Genomic DNA, 23,534 nt, shown 5'->3' with positions numbered 1-23,534 from the left:
ACGCCCATGGCTGTCGGAACCCTGGTGCTGCTCCGCCACGGCGAGAGCGTCTGGAACGCGGAGAACCTGTTCACCGGTTGGGTGGACGTCCCCCTCTCGGAGAAGGGTGTGAACGAGGCGAAGCGCGGCGGCGTGCTGCTGCGCGAAGCGGGCGTGCTGCCGGAGGTCGTGCACACGTCGCTGCTGCGGCGGGCCATCGGCACCGCCAACCTCGCCCTCGACGCGGCCGACCGGCACTGGATCCCGGTCCGCCGGGACTGGCGGCTCAACGAGCGCCACTACGGCGCGCTCCAGGGCAAGAACAAGAAGCAGACGCTGGACGAGTTCGGCGAGGAGCAGTTCATGCTCTGGCGCCGCTCGTACGACACCCCGCCGCCGCCGATCGAGCCCGGCACCGAGTTCAGCCAGGACAGCGACCCCCGCTACGCCGACCTCGGCCCCGACCTGCCGCTCACCGAGTGCCTGCTGGACGTGGTCAAGCGGATGATCCCGTACTGGGAGTCCTCGATCGTGCCGGACCTGCGCGCCGGCCGGACGGTGCTCGTGGCCGCGCACGGCAACTCGCTGCGCGCCCTGGTCAAGCACCTCGACGGCATCTCGGACGATGCCATCGCGGGCCTGAACATCCCCACCGGCATCCCGCTGCGCTACGACCTGGACGACGAGCTGAAGCCGCTCAAGCCGGGCGGCGAGTACCTCGACCCGGACGCGGCGGCGGACGCGATCAAGGCCGTGGCCAACCAGGGCCGCTAGTCGAACCCCACCGGACGGCGGCACGCGCGCAGGGCACACCCGGCGCACGTGCCGCCGTCTCGCGTTCCACCCCTCGGCCGGCGCCCCCGGTACGTCCTCCGCTCGTCACTTGGAGGAGAACCCCGCTTCCGCGGTTCTGCACCTGTCCGAACACGCCTGACTCAATTGGACACGATTGGGTGAACGGCGGTCGTCCGCCGGGAGAACATCGGCCCCGGACGGTGTCGCAGGAGTCACGAACCAGGCGTCAGCTCTAGGCCGCACCCGGCCTGACCTGCTTACGATGCGCTTGTGACCGCAACGGGTTACCTCGTCCTGTCGATCGGCGCTCTGCTGATCGGCGGCGTCGCGTTTCTCGCCGGACGGACCACCGCACGCGCCCGTGAGACGCGTCCGCGCGGACTCACCGTCGCCGACCTCATGGCCAGGGTCGTCCACTCCTCACCCGACGGCATCGTCGTGCTCAACGGCTTCGGTGACGTCGTGCTGCACAACGCCCGCGCCGAGGAGCTGGGCGTGGTGCGCAACAACCGCGTGGACGACCGGGCCAGACGCGCCGCCGAGATGGCCCGCCGCAACGGTGGGGTGATCTCGGTGGACCTGTCGTCGCTGGAGGTCATCAAGGGCCGCCAGCCGCAGGCCGTGCACGCCACCGTGAAGGTGCTCACCGAGGGCTTCGTGGTGGTCGACGCCACCGACGAGTCCGAGTCGGTGCGGCTGGAGGCCACCAGGCGCGACTTCGTGGCCAACGTCAGCCACGAGCTCAAGACCCCGGTCGGCGCGCTCGCGCTGCTGGCCGAGGCCGTGCTGGACGCCGCGGACGACCAGGAGGAGGTCCGCCGGTTCAGCGCCAAGATCATGCAGGAGGCCACCCGGCTGGGCACCCTGGTCACCGAGCTGATCGCGCTGTCGCGCCTGCAGGGCGCGGAGAAGCTGCCGGAGCTCAGCCGGGTCGAGGTCGACGTGGTCATCGACGAGGCGATGGGCCGCTCCAGGCTGGCCGCCGAGTCCGCGGGCATCGAGATCGCCACCGACTCCCCGAGCGGGCTGGAAGTCGAGGGCGACCGGACGCTGCTGGTCACGGCCCTGAGCAACCTCCTGGACAACGCGGTCGCGTACTCGCCGCCGGGCAGCCCGGTGTCGGTCAGCCGCAAGCTCGTCGACGGTTTCGTCGAGATCGCCGTCACCGACCGCGGCATCGGCATCGCCGAGGACCAGCAGACCCGCGTGTTCGAGCGCTTCTACCGCGTCGACAAGGCCCGGTCGCGCGCCACCGGCGGCACCGGGCTCGGGCTCGCCATCGTCAAGCACGTCGCCAACAACCACGGCGGCGAGGTGAGGCTGTGGAGCCTGCCGGGCACCGGCTCCACCTTCACGCTGCGCATCCCGGCTCATCCCGACCAGGAGGAGCCCACCCAGGACCTGCCCACGCAGGAGCTGGCGAGCCCCGTGCCGAGCGGCGCGGGCAGCAACCACGGAGGAGAGCTGTGACCAGGGTGCTCATCGTGGAGGACGAGGAGTCCTTCGCCGATCCGCTCGCCTTCCTGCTGCGCAAGGAGGGCTTCACCGCGGCGCTCGCGGCCACCGGCCAGGAGGCGCTGGAGGAGTTCGACCGCAACGGCGCCGACATCGTGCTGCTCGACCTCATGCTCCCCGGCATGAGCGGCACGGACGTGTGCAAGCAGCTGCGCGCCCGCTCCGCCGTGCCGGTGATCATGGTCACGGCGCGGGACAGCGAGATCGACAAGGTCGTCGGCCTGGAACTGGGCGCGGACGACTACGTCACCAAGCCGTACTCGGCCCGCGAGCTGATCGCCCGGATCCGGGCCGTGCTGCGGCGCGGCGGCGAGTCCGAGGAGCTGCTGCCGCAGGTCCTGGAGGCCGGCCCGGTGCGGATGGACGTCGAGCGGCACGTGGTGACCGTGGACGGGGCCGAGGTGAGCCTCCCGCTCAAGGAGTTCGACCTCCTGGAGTACCTGCTGCGCAACGTCGGCCGGGTGCTGACCCGCGGCCAGCTGATCGACCGGGTGTGGGGCGCGGACTACGTCGGCGACACCAAGACCCTGGACGTGCACGTCAAGCGGCTGCGGTCGAAGATCGAGCCCGACCCGTCGGCGCCGCGCCACCTGGTCACCGTTCGCGGACTGGGATACAAGTTCGAATCCTGATCACCCCGACCGGGTACGGTGCACCGCGTGCGCCTAGGGGTGCTTGATGTCGGGTCCAACACCGTCCACCTCTTGGTGGTGGACGCCCATCGTGGTGCCCACCCGACGCCGATGAGTTCGGAGAAGTCCGTGCTGCGCCTCGCGGAGCAGCTGGACGGCTCCGGGCTGATCGGGCGGGCGGGCGCCGACCAGCTGGTGCGCACCGTCGCCGCGTCCAAGGCGGCGGCGGAGCGGCTCGGCTGCGAGGACCTGATGGCGTTCGCCACGTCCGCGGTGCGCGAGGCGGGCAACTCCGCCGAGGTGCTGGACCGGGTGCGCGCCGAGACCGGCGTCGACCTGCAGGTGCTGACCGGCGAGGACGAGGCGCGGTACACGTTCCTCGCGGTGCGCCGCTGGTACGGCTGGTCGGCGGGCAGGCTGCTGTGCCTCGACATCGGCGGCGGGTCGCTGGAGCTGGCGGTCGGCGTCGACGAGGAGCCGGAGGAGGCGTTCTCGGTGCCGCTGGGCGCGGGCAGGCTGACGCGGACCCGGTTCCGCAACGACCCGCCCACCAGGGCCGAGGTGCGCGAGACCACCGCGTGGCTGGCCGAGCAGCTGGCGCCGGTGGCGAAGAAGCTCCTCCGCGTGGGTGCTCCCGATCGGGTGGTCGCGACGTCGAAGACGTTCCGCACGCTGGCCCGGTTGACCGGCGCGGCGCCGTCCTCGGCCGGTCCGCGCGCGCGACGCGTGCTCACCGACGCGGGCCTGCGCCAGCTCATCGCGTTCATCTCCCGGATGTCCGCGGCCGACCTGGCCGAGCTCGAAGGGGTGAGCGCGAGCCGTGCCCACCAGCTGGTGGCGGGCGCGTTGGTGGCGGAGGCCACCATGCGAGCACTGTCACTCGGCGAGCTGGAGATTTGCCCCTGGGCGCTGCGGGAAGGTGTCATCCTGCGTCGGCTGGACCACACTAATGGTTCGGACCTGGACACCGCGCCGGACCACACCCGCCGGACGGGTGACACTGGACGGACTGGCCGCCACGGGGCACGGTGGAGTTGATGAGTCGAGAGAGCGAGTCGGAGCAGACCCAGCGCACCGTCGCGGAGTTGCTCGCCCAGTACGGCGGCGGGGGCTCCGGCGAGGTGACGCCGCGTCGGCGACGGCGCCGTGCCGAAGAGGCCTCGGACACCGCTCCGCAGGCCATCATCGACCGGGTCAACTCCGACAGCGGCAGGCTGCGCGCCCTCCGCGACGAACCCGCGCCGTCCGCGCCGCCGCCGTCCGCACCCCCGCCGCCGGCCGCACCGCCGCCCGCGCCGTTGCCGCAGCGGCAGCGAGCCGTCGAGGCCGAGCGCACGGCCTACCAGCCGCCGGTGTCCCGCCCCGAGCCGCCGGTCTCCCGGCTGGAGCCGCCGGTCTCCCGGCTGGAGCCGCCGGTCTCCCGGCTGGAACCGCCGGTCTCGCGGCTGGAACCACCCGTGTCCCGGCTCGAGCCGCCGAAGCAGGCCGAATCCGGGCGCAGACGCGCGCCCGAGGTCGACCCCGCCGAGGAGACCCGGGTCGTGCCGCCGATCGTGGCGGACTACCAGGGCGAGCCGTCCCGGCCCAACCTGCCGAAACCGCCGGTCAAGCCCGAGTCGTCGCGCTCGAACGTGGTGCGGCCCGTGCCGCCCGGCGCGCCGCCCGCGGTGAAGCCGCCCGTCCGCGAGCCGGTGACCGAGGTGATGCCGCGCATCACCGACAAGCTGGCGCCGAACGTGCCGCTGGAGTCGTTGCCGACCGAGTCGGTGCTGATCGTGCCGCCCGCGCCGCCGCGCCTGCCGGACCCGCTGCCAGACCAGTCCGCCGAGGACTGGTTCGGCGACGACGAGCCGGAAGAGGCCGTCGAGGGCGAGAGCACCGCGTTCCACCCGTACGTCGACCTCGACGAGGAAGACGAGGACGACGACTACCCGCGCCGCGACTTCAAGCGCCGCGACCTCGACGACGACGGACCGGCCGGGCTGGCCGACATCGACGACGACGAGGACGAGGAGCGCCCCGCCGACCGCTCGGCGGGCAAGGAGTGGCTGCTCATGATCGGGCAGCTGGCCGCGGGCGTGATCGGTGGCGCGGCGCTGTGGCTCGGCTTCAACTTCCTGTGGCGCACGGCCGCGCCCGCCGCGCTGGTGGTGGCCCTGGCGGTGACCGTCGGCCTGGTGATGATGGTCCGCAAGATCCGCCGGGCCGACGACCTCCAGACGACGGTCCTGGCGGTGCTCGTCGGGTTGATCGTGACGGTGTCGCCGGCGGCGATGCTGCTGGTGAACTCTTGATCCCGGTCGGGCTGTCCACCGCGGCCGTGTGGCCGCAGCCCGCGGGCGCCGCGTTCGAGGCGGCGGCGGAGCTCGGGTACGACGGCGTCGAGGTCATGGTGTGGGCCGACCCCGTGAGCCAGGACGTGAAGGCGGTCGACCGGCTCTCGAAGCGCTACCGGGTGCCGGTGCTGGCCGTGCACGCGCCGTGCCTGCTCATCAGCCAGCGCGTGTGGTCGCCGGACCCGGTCGAGCGGCTGCGGCGCAGCGTGCGGGCGGCCGGTGACCTGGGTGCGCGGACGGTCGTGCTGCACCCGCCGTTCGTGTGGCAGCGGCGGTACGCGGACGGTTTCGCTGACCTGGTCGCGTCGCTGGAGGACGAGAGCGGCGTCGCCATCGCGGTGGAGAACATGTTCCCGGTGCGGCGTCCCCTCGGGCGTGGGCGATCGGTGCAGGTCACGGCGTTCCGACCGTCGATCGACCCGACCGACGTCGGCCACCGGAACTACACGCTGGACCTGTCGCACGCCTCGGCCGCGCACGTGGACACGATGGAGCTGGCCAAGCGGATGGGCGACGGGCTGACCCACGTGCACCTGGCGGACGGCGCCGGCCTGCCCAAGGACGAGCACCTGGTGCCCGGCCGCGGCACGCAGCCGTGCGGCGAGCTGCTGTCCCACCTGACCCGGACGGGCTTCACCGGGCAGGTCGTGCTGGAGGTCAACACCCGCCGCGCCCGCACCGCCGCCGAGCGCACCGAACTGCTGACCGAATCACTCCTGTTCGCGCGCCTGCACCTCTGACCACGCAAAACGCGCGTGTCCCACGTTCGCGTCGTGCGTGTCCCACGTTCAGCACCCCCGAATCCGGGGCTCAGGTCGACCGACGGCGAACTCACATCCGCTCCGGCGCCGGTCAGCGGCTAGGGTCTTGATCGTGAACCCGTTGCGCACGTTGATCCTCGCCGCCGCGGGCAACGACGCGGTGCGCCGGGTCGTCGCGACCGCGCCCGTCAGCCGCGACGTGGTGCGCCGGTTCGTGGCGGGCGAGAGCACCGCCGACGCGATCGACGCCGCCGGCCGGCTGATCGGCGACGGCCTGCGCGTCACCCTCGACCACCTCGGCGAGGACACCACCGACCGAGCCACCGCCGAACGGACCGTGCGCGCCTACCTGGAGCTGCTCGACCAGCTGCACGACGTCGGCCTCGCCGCGGACGCCGAGGTGAGCGTGAAGCTGTCCGCCGTGGGCCTCGGCCTGGGCGAGACGGTCGCCCTGGACAACGCCTCCCGCATCTGCGCGGCGGCCGAGCAGGCGGGCACCACGGTCACGCTCGACATGGAGGACCACACCACCACCGACGCCACCCTGCGCGTGCTCGCCGAACTGCGCCGCCACTGGCCGTCGGTGGGCGCGGTGCTCCAGGCGTACCTGCGCCGCACCCTGGACGACGTGCGCGAACTCGCGGACACGCGCGTGCGGCTGTGCAAGGGCGCGTACGCCGAACCGCCGTCGGCGGCCTACCTCGACCCGCACGAGGTCGACCTCAACTACGTGCGCTGCGCCAACGTCCTGCTGGCCGGCTCCGGCTACCCCATGTTCGCCACCCACGACCCGCGCCTGATCGAGATCGTCTCCGAACGCGCCCGCTGGTACGGCAAGGCGGTCGAGGACTTCGAGTTCCAGATGCTCTACGGCGTCCGGCCGGGCGAGCAGCGGCACCTGGCGGCGGAGGGGCACGTCGTGCGCGTCTACGTGCCGTACGGGGGTCAGTGGTACGGGTACCTGATGCGCCGGCTGGCCGAGCGGCCGGCCAACGTCGCGTTCTTCCTGCGTTCGCTGGTCACCCGCTCGTGAGGAGCCCTGTGTCCTTCTCGGTAGCCAGTGCGGTCCGCCCCCTCGGCGACGGCACGTACACCGCGTCCCTGCCCGCCGAGTGGACTGTCGGCCCCAAGCCGCACGGCGGGTTCCTGCTGGCCTTGGTGGCGCGGGCGGCGGTGGACGGCGCGCGGGCGGCCGTGCCGGGTGCGGACGACCTCGCGCCGCTCGCGGTGAGCGCGCAGTTCCTGCGTGCGCCCGAGGTGGGGCCGGTGCTGGTGCGGACCGAGGTGCGCAAGGCGGGGCGGACGGCGACCGTGGTGACGTCGACGCTGGAGCAGCGCGGGCGCAGCTGCGTGGAGGCGGTGGTGACGGTCGGGCGGATGCCGACGGCCGAGCCGGACTACGCCGACCTGCCCGACATGCCCGCCGCGCCGCCCGCGGACGCGGTCGACCTGGCGTCGATGGGCTCCGGCGGTGTGTACAAGCTCGGCGCGGTGTGCGACGTGCGGCTGGACCAGGCGGGCGCCGGGTTCCTGACCGGACGGGTCGGCGACCCCCTGGTGCTGCGGCTGTGGGTGCGTCCGCTGGGTGAGCGGCCGGACCCGTACTTCGCGCTGGTCGCCGGTGACGTCTCGATGCCCGTGACGTTCAACCTCGGCCGGTTCGGGTGGTCGCCGACCGTGCAGCTGACGGGGTTGCTGCGGGCGAACCCGGCGCCGGGGTGGCTGCGGGTGCGGGTGTCGTGCAGCGCGGTGCACGGGCAGTGGTTCGACGAGGACGCGGTGGTGATCGACTCGGCGGGGCGGCTGGTGTGCCAGGCGCGGCAGTTGGCGCTGACGCCGGCGAACTGAGCGGTGAACCCGGGTTCCTGAAAGTGGGACGCGCGTGGGTCCGGCGTGGTGGCGTGGCACGCTTGGCGCATGACGAGGATCGCCGTGTTGGGGGCTGGCAAGATCGGTGAAGCGCTGCTGTCGGGGCTGCTTCAAGGCGGGCGCAAGGCCGACGACCTGCTGTTCACCGAGAAGCACCCGGAGCGGGCCGCCGCGCTGACCGAGCGGTACGGGGTGGAGGGCCTCGACGTGCCCGGCGCGGCGCAGCGGGCCGACGTCCTCGTGGTCGCGGTCAAGCCGCAGGACATCGAACCGCTGCTGGACGAGCTCGCGCCCGTGCTCAAGCCCGGCACGCTCGTGGTGTCCCTGTGCGCGGGCCTGCCGACGTCCCTGTACGAGCGCAGGCTGCCCGACAGCACCCCGGTGGTCCGGGTCATGCCGAACACCCCGATGCTCGTCGGCGAGGCGATGAGCGCCATCTCGGCGGGCAAGTACGCCACCGACGAGCACCTGAACCTGGTCGAGGAGCTGCTGACGACGGTCGGCAAGGTGGCCCGGGTCCCGGAGAACCAGCAGGACGCCGTCACCGCGCTGTCCGGCTCCGGCCCCGCCTACTTCTTCTACCTGGTCGAGGCCATGATCGACGCGGGCATCCTGCTCGGCATCCCGCGCGACCTGGCCGGTCGGCTGATCATCCAGTCGGCGGTCGGCGCGGCCACCATGCTGAACGAGGGCGACCAGCACCCGGTCATCCTGCGGGAGGCCGTCACGTCGCCCGCCGGCACCACCATCATGGCCATCCGCGAGCTGGAGAAGCACGGCGTGCGCGCGGCCATGCTGGCGGCCATCGAGGCGGCCCGCGACCGTTCGGTGGAACTGGGACGCGACCACGAGGCGGACTGATACCGCCATTGGCCGTCGCACCAGTCCCACCCGTCCCGTTACCCTCAGGGGAGCACGTGCGTGTCGAACCGTCGGTGGGGAAGCCGACGGCACGACGCGTGTCGAAGGACGCGGTGATCCATGCCTGCGGAGGAGAAGTCACTCGGTCAAGTCAGATTCATGACGGTCGCCGAGGTCGCGCTGATGATGCGCGTGTCCAAGATGACGGTGTACCGCCTGGTCCACTCCGGTGAGCTGACGGCGGTGCGCGTCGGCAAGTCGTTCAGGGTGCCGGAGAAGGCGGTCAACGAGTACCTGCGGAACGCCTACTTCGACGCCGGGTGAGGCCGCGCTCGGGCAGGCGGGTAAACTCATAGGCCGTTCGTGCCTGGTGTCGGCGCGCCCACTTGACGGGTGTCTCCACCGGCGCGTGGAGACCACCAACGTCTAGTAGTGAAGGAACCCGCATGGGCTCGGTCATCAAGAAGCGCCGCAAGCGCATGTCGAAGAAGAAGCACCGCAAGTTGCTGCGCAAGACGCGGGTCCAGCGCAGGAAGCGCGGCAAGTAGCCCCTGCGGGTTCTAGCACCGCCAGTCCCCGGCCACACCGGTCGCGGGACTGGCGGTGTCTTCGTTCCGCGCCGCCCGGGCGCGATCCGGGTGTCATCCCGCCATCCGGGTGATTCACCGGTAAAGCCTCGGTGACCTGCGTCAAGACGACGTTCCGCGACCGATCGCGGGCGCCGGTTCCCGGTTAGCATCGTCGAGTCGCACCACCCGCACAGGGAGTCGCATGGCGCCCAAGGTCGTTCTCGTCACCGGTTGCAGCCGGTACCTCGGCGGTCACCTCGCCGCGCGCTTCGCGGCGAACCCCGATGTCGAACGCGTGCTCGGCGTGGACACCGAACCGCCGTCGCGCGACCTGCTGCGCCGCATGGGCCGCGCCGAGTTCGTGCGCGCCGACATCCGCAACCCCCTCATCGCGAAGGTCATCGCCACCGCGCAGGTCGACACGGTCGTGCACGCGTCGGTGACGGCGAACCCGGCCGGCCCCAGCGGGCGGACCGTGATGAAGGAGATGAACGTCATCGGCACGATGCAGCTGCTGGCCGCGTGCCAGAAGTCGCCGCACGTGCGCAAGCTGGTGGTCAAGTCGACCAGCGCGGTGTACGGGTCCAGCTCGCGCGACCCGGCGGTGTTCACCGAGGACATGGGCCCCAAGGACCTGCCGTCCAGCGGGTACGCCAAGGACGCGGTCGAGGTCGAGGGCTACGTGCGCGGGTTCGCGCGCCGCCGGCCGGACGTGGACGTCACCTCGCTGAGGTTCAGCAACTTCATCGGCCCCCGCATCGACACGGTCCTGACCAGGTACTTCGCCCTGCCCGTCGTGCCGACGGTGATGGGTTACGACGCCAGGGTGCAGTTGCTGCACTCCGAGGACGCGCTGGCCGTGCTGGAACGGGCCACGCTGCACGACCTGCCCGGCGTCTACAACGTGGGCGGTGACGGCGTGCTGATGCTGTCGCAGGCCATCCGCCGGGCGGGGCGGGTCAGCCTGCCCGTGCCGAGCGCGGCGGTGCCGACGATGGGCCGGTTGTTCCGCAGCGCCAGGCTGGTGGACTTCTCACCGGACCAGATGAGGTTCCTGAACTGGGGCCGGGTGATGGACACGACGCTGCTGAAGCGTGAGTTCGGGTTCACGCCGAGGTGGACTACGCAGCAGGCGTTCGACGACTACGTGAGCGGGCGCGCGTTGCGTCCGCTCATCGACCCGGAACTGGTGGCATCGGTCGAGCGGGGTGTGCTCGACCTGGCCGCCCGGTTCCGCTGACCGGCGAGGAGGTGGACGCGTGGCAGAGGCACGGGTGATCCCGCTGCACGGTGCGGACCGGGAGGGTCCCCGACGACGGCGTGCCGCCGAGCACGCGCCGGCGCCCACACCGGTCGTGGTGCCGGAGCTGGCGGTGTCGGAGCAGTCCGTGTCGGAGCCGGTCGCCTCCGGGTCGTCGGTGTCGGAGCCGTCGGAGCCGTCGGTGTCGGAGACGGAGCCGGTCGTGTCGGAGTCTGGCGGGGAGAGGGCGCGGGAGGGTTGGGAGCAGCGCCTGGCGGAGGTGCTGGCGTTCGCCCGCAGGCGCATCCAGGGTGATTACGAGGTCGACGAGTTCGGCTTCGACCCCGACCTGACCGACAACGTCCTGATGCCGCCGCTCAAGCCGCTGTACGAGAAGTGGTTCCGGGTGGAGACGATCGGGATGCACAACGTCCCGGGCGAGGGCGGCGCGCTGATCGTCGCCAACCACTCCGGCACCCTGCCGCTGGACGCCACGATGACGGCGTACGCGGTGCGCGCGGACCACCCGAAGCGCCGCCACCTGCGGATGCTCGGCGCCGACCTGGTGTTCAAGACCCCGGTGCTCGGCGCGCTGGCGCGCAAGTCGGGTCAGACGCTGGCGTGCAACCCGGACGCGGAACGCCTGCTCAGGTCCGGCGAGCTGGTCGGCGTGTGGCCGGAGGGGTTCAAGGGCATCGGCAAGCCGTTCAAGGACCGGTACAAGCTCCAGCGGTTCGGCCGGGGCGGGTTCGTGTCGGCGGCGTTGAACACCGGTGTGCCGATCATCCCCTGCTCGATCGTCGGTGCGGAGGAGATCTACCCGAAGATCGGCGACATCAAGGCGCTGGCCAGGCTGTTCGGCTTCCCCTACTTCCCGGTGACGCCGGTCTTCCCGCTCCTGGGCCCGCTCGGCGCGATCCCGTTGCCGTCGAAGTGGTACATCGAGTTCGGCGAGCCGATCCGGACGGACGTCTACGGCGAGCACGCGGCGGACGACCCGATGCTGGTGTTCAACCTGACCGATCAGGTGCGCGAGACGATCCAGCAGACGCTGTACAGGTTGCTCACGCAGCGGCGGAACGTCTTTTTGGGGTGAGGAGAGCCTGGGAGGGAGTCCTGGGAGGGAGCCCTGGGAGGGAGTCCTGGGAGGGAGTCCTGGGAGGGAGCCCTGGGAGGGAGCCCTGGGAGGGAGCCCTGGGAGGGAGCCCTGAGAGGGCCCGAAGGGCTTCGGAGAGAGCGAGCCCTGAAGGGCTCGAAGGGCGTCAAAGAGCAAGAGAGTCCTCGCCGGACGGGCAGATCAGCAGGATGACGGCCGGTGGGTGGTTCTGTGCCGGGTCCGTTGTTGGTCCGGGTTTCGTGTCATCCCGCCGACCTCCACAAGGGCTACCACACGTATCAAGGGGGGCGCCCGCAGTGGAAGTTGGGGGTATCGCTGGACGGCGCCCCCCTTGACACGTGCGGTAGGGCTGCGCCAGGTCGGCGGGATGACACGAAGCCCTCGTTTTTGAGGAAGATCGGCACTGTCCCCATAGGGTGGCGGGCCGTGGTCCGTCCAGGTCAGGCGATGCCATAGGACGGGTGATCGCGGCGGGCGGGGCGTCTGTGAGACGGCGGGGTCAGCGGTCGCGGCGGCGGTAGGCCAGGGTGGCGGCGATGGCGCCGGCCAGGGCGCCCGCGCCGAGGACGGAGGGGACGCCGATCTTCGCGGCCTTGCGGCCGGTGCGGAAGTCGCGGATTTCCCAGCCGCGCTTGCGGGCCGTTTCGCGCAGGCCGGAGTCCGGGTTCACGGCGACCGCCGTGCCGACCACCGAGAGCATCGGCACGTCGTTGACCGAGTCCGAGTACGCCGTGCACCGGCGCAGGTCGAGGCCTTCCTTGGCGGCCAGCGCCCGCACCGCGTGCGCCTTCGCCCGGCCGTGCAGCAGGTCGCCGACCAACCGGCCGGTGTAGATGCCGTCCGTGTGCTCCGACACCGTGCCCAGCGCGCCGGTCAGGCCGAGTCGCCGCGCGATGATCTGCGCCAGCTCCACCGGCGTCGCCGTCACCAGCCACACCCGCTGGCCGGCGTCCAGGTGCATCTGCGCCAACGCCTGCGTGCCCGCCCAGATCCGGTCTGCCATGAGCTCGTCGTAGATCTCCTCGCCGAGCGAGATCAGCTCCGCCACCGACCGGCCGGCCACGAACGACAGCGCCTGCTCGCGGGACGCCGCCACGCTCTGCGGGTCCTCCCGGCCGCCGACGCGGAACTTGAGCTGCTGCCACGCGAACCCGGCCAGGTCGGAGTTCTTGAAGTACTTGCGGGCGGCGAGGCCGCGGGCGAAGTGGAAGATCGACGCGCCCATCATCATGGTGTTGTCGACGTCGAAGAAGGCGGCGGCGGTGAGGTCGGTGGGCGCGCTCCCGGACGGCCCGACCGTCGACGCGGCCTCGGCTGAGGCCTCGCCGGCCAGCGCGGCACGCCGCTCCCGTTCCGCCGAGCCCTCCACCACACGCCTTTTCACCACGTCAGCGCCTCCCGCGGTCCGATGGGGACAGGGTAGCGATCAGCCGCTGAGGCCGGGCAGCGGCAGCGACGGGAGGGTCAACGTGGGCAGCGGGAGCAGCGGTCCGGTGGTCGTGGTGCTCGGCGCGGACGGCGTCGAGCCCGCCGTGGTGCCCGGCACGGTGCCCGGTGCGCTGGTGCCGCCCGGCGCGTTGCCGGACGTGGTGGGCGCGACCGCGGTGGTGGACGGCGGCGCGGACGGCTGGTCGGTCGGCGTGGTGCCGGGGTCGGCGGGCCGGGCCGCGCACGCGTCCTCGGCGGGCACCGGTCCGACCTGGTCGACCTGCCCCGACGTCACGGACACGCAGTCGACCCGGGCGTGCAGCGCGGACGCGCGTTCGGCGATCCGGTCGAGCAGGTCGAGCGACGTGCCGGCGCGGTCGGCGGCCTCGGTGGGCAGCGACGCCCGCAGCTCGGCCAGTCGGGTGGCCTGGGAGCCCGCCCAGTCGCGCAGCTCCTCGAGGGCGCGCTGGTCGGAGTTCGAGCCGAGCGCGGCCAGCACGCGGGAACCGGCCGCGGCGTCGGCGTCGAAGTCGGTCAGCGCGGTCAGGTAGCCGCCGAGCGGCCCGCCGCCGGACTCGCGGTACCGGTCGACCATGGTCTCGATCTCGGCGACGCGCGCGGCGGCGAACTCCAGGCGCTTGTAGCCCTTCGACTCCTCGCCGAAGGTGAGGCCGAGCGAGGCCGACTCGGCGGTGCGCTTGACGCCGTACAGCGCTTCGCCCGGCAACGCGTCCCGGCTGAGCAGCAGGCTCATCCCGGCCAGCGAGAACAGCAGGCACAGCGCGGCGGCGAGGGCCACCGCTAATCGACCGCGCGCTCCGGTGCGGCGCTCCCGGACGGGCCGGTCGAGCTTGGTGGGCGGCGGCTCGGCCGCGCCGAGCACGCGTGCCCGCATCCGCGCTCTGGCGGCCTCGTCCGGGCCCGAGGTGACTGCGGCTTTCCGCAGGAGCGCCACCACGGCCAGCTCGTCGGCGAACTCGTCGCCCTCGGGCGGCGCGGACCCGGGATGCGCGTCGACCGCGCGGGCGAACTGCTCGCGCTGCCTGTGCCGCCGCAGCGGCGTGATCCCTTTGCCTGCCATCCCGCTTGGCCAACCATCCCGCACGTCTCGAGCGATCCTGCCCCGAACAACGAACCGGGAGGTCCCGGGGTTACGCGAACGCCGAGTGGTGCGACGGTGATCTCACCGCAGCCACGTGGGCAGCAGTTGGGCCAACCGGCGCACCGCCCGGTGTTGCAGGGCCTTGATGGCGCCCTCGTTGCGACCCATCCTCGCGGCCGTCTCCGCCACGGACAAGCCCTGGATGAAGCGGAGGGTGATGCACTCACGTTGATCGTCACCCAGTTGGGCTACACAGCGGAGCAGTTCGGCGTTGGTCGCGTCGGTCAGGACTTCCTGCTCGGGACCGTCCGTGACCTCGCGGTTGTCCGCCAGTTCGGCCGTCGTGATCTCCAGCCGGTAGCGGCTGGACTTCACGTGGTCGAAGACGATGTTCCGCGCGATCGTGACGAACCAGGCGCCGACGTCGCGGCCCTGGTAGCTGATGGACCCGATGCTGCGCAGCGCGCGGAGGAACGTCTCGCTGGTCACGTCCTCGGCGAGGGTGCGGTCGCCGACGCGGAAGAGCACGTACCGGTAGACCACGTCGACGTACCGGTCGTACAGCGCGCCGAACGCGTCCGTGTCGCCGCCCTGAGCGGCGCGGACCAGGTTCCACGGCTCGTCGGCCGCGTTGCTCTCCACGCTCTCGATCGTGCTGGACTGCCCTCCCGCGCTCCACCTCGACCGGAGCGTCCGGATGGTTCGGACGGAGTTCTCGCGTGCCCGTGCGGTCATCGGCTCGCGGCACCTCCACAGGGTCGCCGTGCCGGCAGCATACGTGTTGTTACTCCGTAGTAGGTAGCGGCAAGTGGTCTCGAATCTGCGACGCGGATGGAGGCAATGCGTGACGCCGCCCGCGCGTGACAGACTGCGCTGAGGTCCGCCGTGGTTCACCAGGAGGTCACGTTGACCGCATCCGCAAGCAACATCGCCGACCTGGTTCGCGCCTCCGCGCACCGTGGACCCAAGCATGCCGCGCTGGTGGATGTCACGACTGCGAACAGCTACACCTGGGCCGAGTTCGACGCCGCCGTGGACGGCGAGGCGCACCGGCTCGTCCGAGCGGGTGTCGAACCGGGCGACCGGGTGGTGGTGCGGCTGCCGACCGGTCCGGAGTTCTGCGTGGCCGTGTTCGGCGTGCTCCGCGCGGGCGGCGTGCTGGTGCCCGCCGGGCCGGGCCAGCCGACGCGCGAGCTGCAGCGCCTGGTCGCCGACAGCGGCGCGAAGCTGCTCATCGGCGACGGCGGCGGCGCGGACGTCGAGGTGCTGCCGGCGCCGACGATGGAGCCGGGCGAGGAGTTCGCCGCGATCGGCTCGGGCGAGGACCTGGCCGTGCTCGGCTACACCTCCGGCACGTCCGGCTCGCCGCGCGGCGCGATGCTGTCGCACCGGGCGCTGCTGGCCAACGTCGAGCAGTGCGCCTCCCTGCGCCCCGCGCCGGTGACGGCGGGCGACCGGGTGCTGCTCGCGCTACCGCTGTTCCACGTCTACGGCCTGGGCCCCGGCCTGCTCCAGGTGGCGGGCGCGGGCGCGACCGCCGTGCTGCTGGAGCGGTTCGACCCGGACCAGGCGTTGACCGCGATCCGCGAGCACCGGGTGACCACGCTGGTCGGCGTGCCGCCGATGTACGCGGCGATCCTGGCCAACCCCGTCGAACGGCTCCGCGAGGACCTGGCCACCGTCCGCCTGTTCACCTCCGGCGCCGCGCCCCTGGCGGCCGGCCTGCTCGACGCCATGCGCGACGCCGTCGGCCTGCCCGTCTACGAGGGCTACGGCCTGACCGAGACCGGCCCCGTGCTGACCACGACCCTGGCCGGCGGCGTGCCCAAGGCGGGTTCGGTCGGCCGCGCGCTGCCCGGCGTGCTGATCCGGCTGGTCGACACCGACGGCCGACCGCTCGACCAGGACGAGGACGAGCCCGGCACCGGCCTGGTCGCGGCCAAGGGCGACAACCTGTTCAGCGGCTACTGGCCGGACGGCGCGCACGGGCCGGACGCCGAGGGCTGGTTCCGCACCGGCGACGTCGGCTACCTCGACGCCGACGGCGACCTGCACCTGGTCGACCGGGCGGGCGACCTGATCATCGTCAACGGCTTCAACGTCTACCCGCACGAGGTCGAGCAGGTGCTGTCCGAGCTGGCCGGCGTGGCCGAGGCGGCGGCGGTCGGCGTGCCGGACGAGCGGACCGGCGAGTCGGTGAAGGTCGTCGTGGTGCCCGCCGACGGCGCGGAGCTCACCGAGGACGCGGTGAAGGACCACTGCGCCGGCCGGCTGGCGAAGTTCAAGGTGCCGACCGTGGTCGAGTTCGCCGCCACCCTCCCGCACTCGCCGACCGGCAAGCTCGCGCGGGCCCGGCTGCGCCTACCCCTAGCCTGAACGTCGTGAGCCACCACGTCACCTTGATGAGCCGGGTCGACTGCCACGCCTGCGACCAGGCCAAAGCCGACCTGGAGCGGATCTGCGGCGAGCTGGGCGTGCCGTGGGACGTGCGGGACGTCGACACCGACCGCGAGCTGCGCGCCGAGTACGGCGACCGGGTGCCGGTGATCCTCGTCGACGGCGAGGAGCACGGGTACTGGTCGGTCGAGGAGGACCGCCTGCGCGCGGCCCTGCGCTGAGGATTACCGGCCGCTTACGGAATCGGCCGGCCGGCGTCGCGAGGGTGTCGAATTGAGCACATGAACCGCTCGACCGCCGCCCTCGTCGGACTCCTCGGCGTGGCCGCCGCGCTCGCCGCCGGGCACCTCGTCGCGGGCGTGGTCGGGCCGTCGGCCTCGCCGTTCCTCGCGGTCGGCAACACCGCGATCGACTTCACGCCGAGCGCGCTGAAGGACTTCGCGGTCCGGGCGTTCGGGACCCACGACAAGCTCGTGCTGCTGCTGGGCATGGCGGTCGTGCTGGCGGCCGCCGCCGTCGCCGCCGGCCTGCTGTCGCGCCGCTCGCCACTGCCGGGCACGGTCCTCGCCGTCGTCCTCGGCCTCCTGGGCGTCGCCGCCGCGCTCTACCGCCCCGACCTGGGCCAACTCGGCGTCCTCGCGCCCGTCGCGGCCCTGGCCGCCGGCGTCGTGGTCTTCCGGTGGCTGCACGCCAAGGCGCTCGACCCCGCCGAACCCGCGGTCGGCAGGCGCGCGTTCCTCGTCGCCTCGGGCGCGACGGCGGCGGGCGCCGGCCTGGCCGCCCTGGTCGGGCAGTTCGCCGGCGGCCGGGTGGACGTCGAGGCGTCACGACGGGCCGTCGGCGCGCTCGAACCCGCCTCGCCCGCGCCGCCCCTCCCGCCGGGCGCGGACTTCGCCGCCGAGGGCACCCCCGCCTTCATCACGCCGAACGCCGACTTCTACCGGATCGACACCGCGCTGAGCGTGCCGCGGGTGCGCGCCGAGGACTGGGTGCTGCGCGTGCACGGCCTGGTCGACCGCGAGCTCAACCTCCGCTACGACGACCTGCGCCGCCGTGACCTGGTCGAACGCACGATCACCATGGTCTGCGTGTCCAACGAGGTCGGCGGGCCCTACATCTCCACCGCGAACTTCGTCGGCGTGCCGCTGCGCGACGTGCTGCTGGAGGCGGGCGTCGGCCGGGGCGCCGACCAGCTGTTCTCCACCAGCGCCGACGGCTGGACGGCGGGTTCGCCGGTCGACGTGGTCATGGAGCCCGATCGGGGCGCGCTGATCGCGCTGGGCATGAACGGCGAGCCGCTGCCGCTGGAGCACGGCTTCCCGGCCCGCCTGGTCGTGCCCGGCCTCTACGGCTACGTCTCGGCCACGAAGTGGGTCGTCGACCTGGAGCTGACCACGTTCGAGGCGAAGCGCGGCTACTGGCTGGACCGCGGGTGGGCGCGGGACGCGCCGGTCAAGGTGATGTCCCGGGTCGACCGCCCGGAGGTCCGGTCGAAGGTCTCCGGCCGGGTCGTGGCCACGGGCGTGGCGTGGGCCCAGCCGACCGGCGTGGGGCGGGTCGAGGTCCGGGTCGACAACGGCCCGTGGCGGACCGCGACCCTGTCCGACGAGGTGAACGGCTCGACGTGGCGCATGTGGCGCGTCGAGCTCGACCTGGCGCCCGGCGGTCACACGATCGAGTCGCGTGCCACGGACCAGGCCGGCTTCACCCAGCCGCAGGCCCGCCTCGCCCCGATCCCCGACGGCGCGACCGGCTGGCACTCCGTCTTCTTCACCGTCGCCTAGATCACCCGAACGGGTGGGGAGCCGTGAGGCCGCTCGGCGGCGTGACACGCCGCTCCCGTGAAGTTCACCCCAAGGTGAGCCACGTCTCCTCGTATCCACCGGAAGGCGCGACGCCCCTTTTCACCGAGGGGCGCTCGCGGTGGTCGGGCGGCCGGCCGTCGACTTTGTGCAAGCGTTCACAAGCGGTACGGTGGGTGTATCACTCCGCTGGTGGCGATACCCGGCGGGTCAGTGCGACGGATGTCGAGGAGTTCCAGCGTGGCGGCTCAGCGGGGCGAGGGTGACGGTGTCGTGACCCGCCCAGGGGAGACCGGTGCCGAAGCGCCCGCCGACGTCCGGGAGCGGGCACGCGCGATCCCCGAGGCGGCCGTGGCGCGCCTCGCGGTCTACCTCCGCGTCCTCTCGGGCATGGTCGAGCAGGGCGTGACGACCATCTCCAGCGAGGAGCTCGCGGGCGCGGCCGGGGTCAACTCGGCCAAGCTCCGCAAGGACCTGTCCTACATCGGCTCGTACGGCACCCGCGGCGTCGGCTACGACGTCGAGGTGCTCGTCAGCCACATCGAGCGGATCCTCGGCCTCACCCGCAAGCACTCGGTCGCGGTCGTCGGCATCGGTAATCTTGGTCACGCGCTGGCCAACTACGGCGGTTTCCCCAGCCGGGGCTTCCCGGTCGCCGCGCTGTTCGACATCGACCCGGACCTGACGGGAGTGCCGGTAGGCGGCATCCCGGTCGACCACATCGACGACATCACGTCCGTCTGCGCGGAGCGCGAGGTCTCGATCGGGGTCATCGCGACACCCCCACAGGCAGCTCAGGCCGTCTGCGACCGTTTGGTATCCGCCGGAGTCCAGTGCATCCTGAACTTCGCACCCGTCGTGCTCCAAGTGCCGGACTACGTCGAAGTGCGCAAGGTCGACCTGGCGGTCGAGATGCAGATCCTGTCGTTCCACGTCGCGCGACGGGCTGACGAGGCCGCCGGTGACGTGGTCAACGGCATCGGTGTGGACGGGGTGGTGATTCGCCCGTGATCGTGCGGGTAGTGAGCCGGTCGGTGGTGACGGCGGTATGACGAGCGAGCTTGCGAGCGAGTCGTTCGACACAGCGTGCCACGGTCTTGTCACACCGAGCCCTGGCGAGGGGTGCGCATGAGCGTGCTCGTCGTCGGTCTGTCACACCGGACCACCCCGGTCCCCGTGCTGGAGCGCGTCGCGGTCGCCGACGCCGACCGCGGCAAGGTCCTCGACCAGCTGCTGAAGGCGCCGAGCGTGTCGGAGGCCGTGCTGCTGTCGACCTGCAACCGGGTCGAGGTGTACGCGGTCGTCGAAACGTTCCACGGCGGCATGAACGAGGTCGTGGAGGTGCTCGCCCGGCAAGCCGGGGCCGAGCCCGCCGACCTGTTCGAACACCTGTACGTGCACTACTCCGCCGCCGCGGTCGAGCACCTGTTCTCGGTGGCGGGCGGCCTGGACTCGATGGTGGTCGGCGAGGCCCAGATCCTGGGCCAGCTGCGCAACTCCTACAACGCCGCCGACGAGCACGGCGTGGTCGGCCGCACGCTGCACGAGCTGATCCAGCACGCGCTGCGGGTCGGCAAGCGCGTGCACACCGAGACCGACATCGACCACGCGGGCGCGTCCGTCGTCTCCGAAGCGCTCGCCGACGCGGCGACCGCCCTCGGTGGCCTCGAAGGCCGCACCGCCCTCATCGTCGGCGCGGGCTCCATGGGCGGCCTGGCCGCCGCCCACCTGCGCCGCGCGGGCATCGGCGAGGTCGTGATCGCCAACCGGACGCCCGCCAACGGCGAACGCCTGGCCACGGTCCTGCGCGCGGACGGCGTCAACGCCACCTCGACCGGCCTGGCCGGCCTCGCCGACGAAATCGCCAAGGCCGACGTGCTGTTCGCGTGCACCGGCTCCGTCGGCACGGTCGTCGGCGCGGAGCACATCGGCGACCGCGCCCCGGACCGGCCGCTGGTCGTCTGCGACCTCGGCCTGCCCAAGGACGTCGACCCCGCCGCGACGCTGCTCGACGGCGTCCGCGTGGTCGACCTGGAGACCCTGCAGCGCAGGCTGTCCGACGCCCCGACCGGGCAGGGCACGCTGCGCGCGGCGGAGATCGTGGCCGAGGAGGTCCGCGCCTACCTGGCCGGGCAGCGCTCGGCCGGGGTCACGCCCACCGTGACGGCGCTGCGCAAGCGTGCCGCCGAGGTGGTGGACGCCGAACTGCTGCGCCTGGACTCGCGGCTGCCCGAGCTGCCCGCCCCGGTCCGCGACGAGCTGGCCAAGACCGTGCGCCGGGTGGTGGACAAGCTCCTGCACACCCCCACCGTGCGGGTGAAGGAGCTGGCCGCGTCGCCCGGTGGGGCCGGTTACGCCGAGGCGCTGCGCGAGCTGTTCGGGCTCGACCCGCAGGCGCCGTCCGCCGTCAGCACCCCCCATTCGACGCAACCCAAAGGTGAGAAGCGGTGAACCGCACCCTGAGGATCGGCACCCGCGGCAGCGCCCTCGCGCTCGCGCAGACCGGCCACGTGGCCGACGCGCTGCGCGACGCGGGCGCGAACGTGGAGATCGTCACGATCTCCACGCCCGGTGACCGCTCGTCCGCACCCATCGCCGAGATCGGCATCGGGGTGTTCACCTCGGCGCTGCGCGACGCGCTCGCGAACGGCGAGATCGACGTGGCCGTGCACTCCTACAAGGACCTGCCCACGGCGCCCGACCCGCGTCTGTCGCTGGCCGCGGTCCCGCCGCGGGAGGACCCGCGCGACGCGCTGGTCGCCCGTGACGGCCTGACCCTGGGCGAGCTGCCGACCGGCGCGAAGGTGGGCACCGGCTCACCCCGCCGCGCCGCGCAGCTCAACGCCCTCGGACTGGGCATCGAGGTGGTCGCGCTCCGCGGCAACGTCGACACCCGCATCCGCAAGGTGGCGAACGGCGAGCTGGACGCCGTCGTGCTCGCCCGCGCCGGCATCGCCCGCCTCGGCCGCACCGCCGAGATCACCGAGACCTTGGAGCCCATCCAGATGCTCCCCGCGCCCGCGCAGGGCGCCCTCGCAGTGGAGTGCCGGGTCGACGACGTCGACGCCGAACACCTCCTCCAGTCCACTTTGGACGATTCGGCCAGTAGGGCCGCTGTCGCCGCCGAGCGTGCCCTCCTGGCCGCGCTCGAGGCAGGCTGCAGCGCGCCGGTCGGCGCACTGGCCGATGTGGTGGAAGACCTCAGCGACGACGGGACCGTGGTTCTCCGCCTGTCCCTGCGCGGGGTCATGGCGACGGAGGACGGCGACCTCCTCCGTGCGTCCGCCACCGGTGACTTGACCGCAGCAGAGGAACTCGGCCGCGCGCTGGCCGCCGAGTTGCTCGACCTCTCCGGCCACGCCACCGCGTCGCCGGCGGGGCGTAGTTGATGGGGAGTGCCCTGATGACCCGCGCACGCAAGACCCCCGGCCGAGTCGCGTTCGTCGGCTCAGGTCCGGGCGACACCGGGCTGCTCACGGTCCGGGCCCGCGACCTGCTCCACAAGGCGGAGCTCGTGGTCACGGACCCGGACGTCCCGGCCGAGGTGGTGGCGCTGGTACCCGACGGCGTCGAGGTGCGACCCGCCGTGGGCGATCCCGCCGACGTCGCGAAGGACCTGGTCGCCGAGGCGAAGAACGGCCACGCCGTGGTCCGCCTCGTAGCAGGCGACCCGCTGACCCTGGACTCCGTGGTGAAGGAGGCCCAGGCCGTCTCCAAGACCACGATCGCGTTCGACGTGGTGCCCGGCGTCCCCGCCGGCACCGCGGTGCCCGCCTACGCGGGCGTCGCACTGGGCGCCGTCCACACCGAAGCCGACGTCCGGGGCGTGGCCGACTGGTCCGGCCTGGCCGCCGCGCCGGGGACGCTCGTCCTGCACGCCACCGGCGGCCACCTGGCCGAGGCCGCGTCCTCGCTCGTCGAGAACGGCCTGGCCCCGCAGACCCCGGTCGCGGTGACCTGCGACGGCACCGGCTTCGGCCAGCGCACCGTGGACACCACGCTCGCCTCCCTGGCCGCCGACGCGGGCGACCTGGGCGGCCCGCTGGTCGTCACCGTCGGCGCCGCCGTGGCCGGCCGGCCCAAGCTCTCCTGGTGGGAGTCCCGCGCGCTGTACGGCTGGCGCGTCCTCGTCCCGCGCACCAAGGAGCAGGCGGGCGCGATGAGCGACCGGCTGCACTCCCACGGCGCGATCCCGGTCGAGGTCCCGACCATCTCCGTCGAGCCACCGCGCAGCCCCGCGCAGATGGAGCGCTCGGTGAAGGGCCTGGTCGACGGCCGCTACCAGTGGGTCGTCTTCACCTCCACCAACGCCGTCCGCGCGGTCTGGGAGAAGTTCCGCGAGTTCGGCCTGGACGCCCGCGCGTTCTCCGGCGTGAAGATCGCCTGCGTCGGCGAGAGCACGGCCGCCAAGGTCCGCAGCTTCGGCATCATCCCGGAACTGGTCCCGTCCGGCGAGCAGTCCTCGGAAGGCCTCCTGGCCGACTTCCCGCCGTACGACGACATACTGGACCCGGTGGACCGAGTCCTGCTCCCGCGAGCGGACATCGCCACCGAAACCCTGGCGGCCGGCCTGCGCGAACGGGGCTGGGAGATCGACGACGTCACGGCCTACCGCACGGTCCGCGCCGCCCCGCCGCCCGCGGACACCCGCGAGATGATCAAGTCGGGCGGTTTCGACGCGGTCTGCTTCACCTCGTCCTCCACGGTCCGCAACCTGGTCGGCATCGCGGGCAAGCCCCACGCCCGCACCCTGGTCGCGTGCATCGGCCCGCAGACCGCCGAAACGGCCCGCGAGTTCGGCCTCCGCGTCGACGTCCAACCGGAGGACGCCAACGTCCCCGCCCTCGTCGACGCCCTGGCCCAGCACGCGGCCCGCCTCCGGGCGGAAGGCGCGCTACCCCCACCCCGCAAGACCAAGCGCCTGCGCAGGTCCTGACCCAGGACGCAACGGCCTGAACCAACCGGGCCCCAACGGACCCGGAACCGACCTACCGAGGCCCGATTTGACATGGGTTCGGGTGCCTTAGGCTGGTCGGAGCCGGCAGGCCTGGCGGGACGCTTTTCCCCGCCGGGCCTGCCGGCTACGGCCTGCCTGGGGTGCCCGTAAGGGCCCCATGTCAAATCGAGCCGG

The 23,534-nt window shown here is 72.6% G+C and carries 23 protein-coding genes; 20 read left to right on the top strand and 3 right to left on the bottom strand.

Annotation, left to right across the window (positions count from 1 at the left end; all coding sequences use genetic code 11):
• The first annotated feature begins 6 nt into the window (after positions 1–6).
• The 13 genes from ABTZ99_RS39250 (at position 7) to ABTZ99_RS39190 (ending at position 11,653) form a co-directional block, all read left to right on the top strand.
• Positions 7–753, top strand: a complete 747-nt coding sequence (locus tag ABTZ99_RS39250; protein WP_498776286.1) for a phosphoglyceromutase — start codon at positions 7–9, stop codon at positions 751–753.
• A gap of 291 nt (positions 754–1,044) precedes the next feature.
• Positions 1,045–2,244, top strand: coding sequence for a sensor histidine kinase (locus ABTZ99_RS39245; RefSeq protein ID WP_498776288.1), 1,200 nt, complete (start codon positions 1,045–1,047; stop codon positions 2,242–2,244).
• Positions 2,241–2,921 carry a response regulator gene (locus tag ABTZ99_RS39240; RefSeq protein WP_498776290.1) on the top strand — a complete coding sequence of 227 codons (681 nt, stop codon included), beginning with the start codon at positions 2,241–2,243 and terminating at the stop codon, positions 2,919–2,921. Before ABTZ99_RS39245 ends, ABTZ99_RS39240 begins: the two co-directional genes overlap by 4 nt.
• Positions 2,922–2,948: 27 nt before the next feature.
• Positions 2,949–3,959 (top strand): Ppx/GppA phosphatase family protein, encoded by a 1,011-nt coding sequence (locus ABTZ99_RS39235; RefSeq protein WP_499618087.1) that lies wholly within the window; start codon positions 2,949–2,951, stop codon positions 3,957–3,959.
• Positions 3,959–5,215, top strand: a complete 1,257-nt coding sequence (locus ABTZ99_RS39230) for an Rv0497 family membrane protein (RefSeq protein ID WP_499618085.1) — start codon at positions 3,959–3,961, stop codon at positions 5,213–5,215. The genes ABTZ99_RS39235 and ABTZ99_RS39230 overlap by 1 nt, the downstream gene beginning before the upstream one ends.
• Positions 5,212–5,997, top strand: coding sequence for a sugar phosphate isomerase/epimerase family protein (locus tag ABTZ99_RS39225; protein WP_498776296.1), 786 nt, complete (start codon positions 5,212–5,214; stop codon positions 5,995–5,997). The genes ABTZ99_RS39230 and ABTZ99_RS39225 overlap by 4 nt, the downstream gene beginning before the upstream one ends.
• Positions 5,998–6,130: 133 nt before the next feature.
• Positions 6,131–7,051 carry a proline dehydrogenase family protein gene (locus ABTZ99_RS39220; protein ID WP_498776298.1) on the top strand — a complete coding sequence of 307 codons (921 nt, stop codon included), beginning with the start codon at positions 6,131–6,133 and terminating at the stop codon, positions 7,049–7,051.
• Between the two features lie 8 nt (positions 7,052–7,059).
• Positions 7,060–7,866, top strand: a complete 807-nt coding sequence (locus ABTZ99_RS39215) for a thioesterase family protein (RefSeq protein WP_498776300.1) — start codon at positions 7,060–7,062, stop codon at positions 7,864–7,866.
• Between the two features lie 69 nt (positions 7,867–7,935).
• Positions 7,936–8,748, top strand: coding sequence for a pyrroline-5-carboxylate reductase (gene proC / locus ABTZ99_RS39210; protein WP_498776302.1), 813 nt, complete (start codon positions 7,936–7,938; stop codon positions 8,746–8,748).
• Between the two features lie 120 nt (positions 8,749–8,868).
• Entirely contained in the window at positions 8,869–9,072 is a 204-nt protein-coding gene (locus ABTZ99_RS39205; protein WP_123745150.1) for a helix-turn-helix domain-containing protein, read from the top strand.
• Positions 9,073–9,194: 122 nt separating this feature from the next.
• Positions 9,195–9,296 (top strand): 30S ribosomal protein bS22, encoded by a 102-nt coding sequence (locus tag ABTZ99_RS39200; RefSeq protein ID WP_015105422.1) that lies wholly within the window; start codon positions 9,195–9,197, stop codon positions 9,294–9,296.
• Positions 9,297–9,519: 223 nt separating this feature from the next.
• Positions 9,520–10,557 carry an NAD-dependent epimerase/dehydratase family protein gene (locus ABTZ99_RS39195; RefSeq protein WP_498776306.1) on the top strand — a complete coding sequence of 346 codons (1,038 nt, stop codon included), beginning with the start codon at positions 9,520–9,522 and terminating at the stop codon, positions 10,555–10,557.
• Between the two features lie 19 nt (positions 10,558–10,576).
• Positions 10,577–11,653, top strand: a complete 1,077-nt coding sequence (locus ABTZ99_RS39190; RefSeq protein ID WP_499618080.1) for a lysophospholipid acyltransferase family protein — start codon at positions 10,577–10,579, stop codon at positions 11,651–11,653.
• A 520-nt stretch (positions 11,654–12,173) separates the two neighbouring features.
• Here ABTZ99_RS39190 and ABTZ99_RS39185 read toward each other — a convergent pair.
• The 3 genes from ABTZ99_RS39185 to ABTZ99_RS39175 all read right to left on the bottom strand — a co-directional run bounded on the left by ABTZ99_RS39185 (position 12,174) and on the right by ABTZ99_RS39175 (position 14,939).
• A complete protein-coding gene (locus ABTZ99_RS39185) occupies positions 12,174–13,061 on the bottom strand; it encodes an HAD family hydrolase (RefSeq protein ID WP_498776309.1) in 888 nt (295 codons plus the stop codon).
• Between the two features lie 39 nt (positions 13,062–13,100).
• The gene (locus ABTZ99_RS39180) at positions 13,101–14,183 is read right to left on the bottom strand and encodes a DUF5667 domain-containing protein (RefSeq protein ID WP_499618078.1); all 1,083 of its coding nucleotides are present in this window, start codon (positions 14,181–14,183) and stop codon (positions 13,101–13,103) included.
• 102 nt (positions 14,184–14,285) lie between these two features.
• Positions 14,286–14,939: a sigma-70 family RNA polymerase sigma factor gene (locus ABTZ99_RS39175; protein ID WP_498776314.1), complete on the bottom strand. Its 654-nt coding sequence runs from the start codon at positions 14,937–14,939 to the stop codon at positions 14,286–14,288.
• A 171-nt stretch (positions 14,940–15,110) separates the two neighbouring features.
• Between ABTZ99_RS39175 and ABTZ99_RS39170 the strand changes: the two genes are divergently transcribed.
• The 7 genes from ABTZ99_RS39170 to ABTZ99_RS39140 all read left to right on the top strand — a co-directional run bounded on the left by ABTZ99_RS39170 (position 15,111) and on the right by ABTZ99_RS39140 (position 23,339).
• A complete protein-coding gene (locus ABTZ99_RS39170; protein ID WP_498776315.1) occupies positions 15,111–16,580 on the top strand; it encodes an AMP-binding protein in 1,470 nt (489 codons plus the stop codon).
• A 5-nt stretch (positions 16,581–16,585) separates the two neighbouring features.
• Positions 16,586–16,822 (top strand): glutaredoxin family protein, encoded by a 237-nt coding sequence (locus ABTZ99_RS39165; RefSeq protein ID WP_499618075.1) that lies wholly within the window; start codon positions 16,586–16,588, stop codon positions 16,820–16,822.
• Between the two features lie 60 nt (positions 16,823–16,882).
• On the top strand, positions 16,883–18,385 hold the full coding sequence (locus tag ABTZ99_RS39160; protein ID WP_499618073.1) for a molybdopterin-dependent oxidoreductase: 1,503 nt from the start codon (positions 16,883–16,885) through the stop codon (positions 18,383–18,385).
• A 258-nt stretch (positions 18,386–18,643) separates the two neighbouring features.
• Positions 18,644–19,414, top strand: coding sequence for a redox-sensing transcriptional repressor Rex (locus ABTZ99_RS39155; protein WP_230566381.1), 771 nt, complete (start codon positions 18,644–18,646; stop codon positions 19,412–19,414).
• Positions 19,415–19,531: 117 nt separating this feature from the next.
• Positions 19,532–20,854, top strand: a complete 1,323-nt coding sequence (locus ABTZ99_RS39150) for a glutamyl-tRNA reductase (protein ID WP_499618071.1) — start codon at positions 19,532–19,534, stop codon at positions 20,852–20,854.
• The gene (gene hemC, locus ABTZ99_RS39145) at positions 20,851–21,792 is read left to right on the top strand and encodes a hydroxymethylbilane synthase (RefSeq protein WP_498776324.1); all 942 of its coding nucleotides are present in this window, start codon (positions 20,851–20,853) and stop codon (positions 21,790–21,792) included. The genes ABTZ99_RS39150 and hemC overlap by 4 nt, the downstream gene beginning before the upstream one ends.
• A gap of 14 nt (positions 21,793–21,806) precedes the next feature.
• Positions 21,807–23,339 (top strand): bifunctional uroporphyrinogen-III C-methyltransferase/uroporphyrinogen-III synthase, encoded by a 1,533-nt coding sequence (locus ABTZ99_RS39140; RefSeq protein WP_230566384.1) that lies wholly within the window; start codon positions 21,807–21,809, stop codon positions 23,337–23,339.
• Positions 23,340–23,534: the final 195 nt, after the last annotated feature.

Origin of the sequence: Actinosynnema sp. NPDC002837, from assembly GCF_040295345.1 — a bacterium.
In the GTDB taxonomy this organism is placed as follows: domain Bacteria; phylum Actinomycetota; class Actinomycetes; order Mycobacteriales; family Pseudonocardiaceae; genus Actinosynnema.
This window is presented reverse-complemented; position numbering and strand designations above follow the sequence as displayed.

Coding starts and splice junctions, on each gene's coding strand:
- ABTZ99_RS39205 (WP_123745150.1), top strand. CDS start 8,869: ATGCCTGCGGAGGAGAAGTCACTCGGTCAAGTCAGATTCATGACGGTC.
- ABTZ99_RS39195 (WP_498776306.1), top strand. CDS start 9,520: ATGGCGCCCAAGGTCGTTCTCGTCACCGGTTGCAGCCGGTACCTCGGC.
- ABTZ99_RS39160 (WP_499618073.1), top strand. CDS start 16,883: ATGAACCGCTCGACCGCCGCCCTCGTCGGACTCCTCGGCGTGGCCGCC.
- ABTZ99_RS39250 (WP_498776286.1), top strand. CDS start 7: ATGGCTGTCGGAACCCTGGTGCTGCTCCGCCACGGCGAGAGCGTCTGG.
- ABTZ99_RS39200 (WP_015105422.1), top strand. CDS start 9,195: ATGGGCTCGGTCATCAAGAAGCGCCGCAAGCGCATGTCGAAGAAGAAG.
- ABTZ99_RS39180 (WP_499618078.1), bottom strand. CDS start 14,183: ATGGCAGGCAAAGGGATCACGCCGCTGCGGCGGCACAGGCAGCGCGAG.
- ABTZ99_RS39175 (WP_498776314.1), bottom strand. CDS start 14,939: ATGACCGCACGGGCACGCGAGAACTCCGTCCGAACCATCCGGACGCTC.
- proC (WP_498776302.1), top strand. CDS start 7,936: ATGACGAGGATCGCCGTGTTGGGGGCTGGCAAGATCGGTGAAGCGCTG.
- ABTZ99_RS39230 (WP_499618085.1), top strand. CDS start 3,959: ATGAGTCGAGAGAGCGAGTCGGAGCAGACCCAGCGCACCGTCGCGGAG.
- ABTZ99_RS39150 (WP_499618071.1), top strand. CDS start 19,532: ATGAGCGTGCTCGTCGTCGGTCTGTCACACCGGACCACCCCGGTCCCC.
- ABTZ99_RS39140 (WP_230566384.1), top strand. CDS start 21,807: ATGACCCGCGCACGCAAGACCCCCGGCCGAGTCGCGTTCGTCGGCTCA.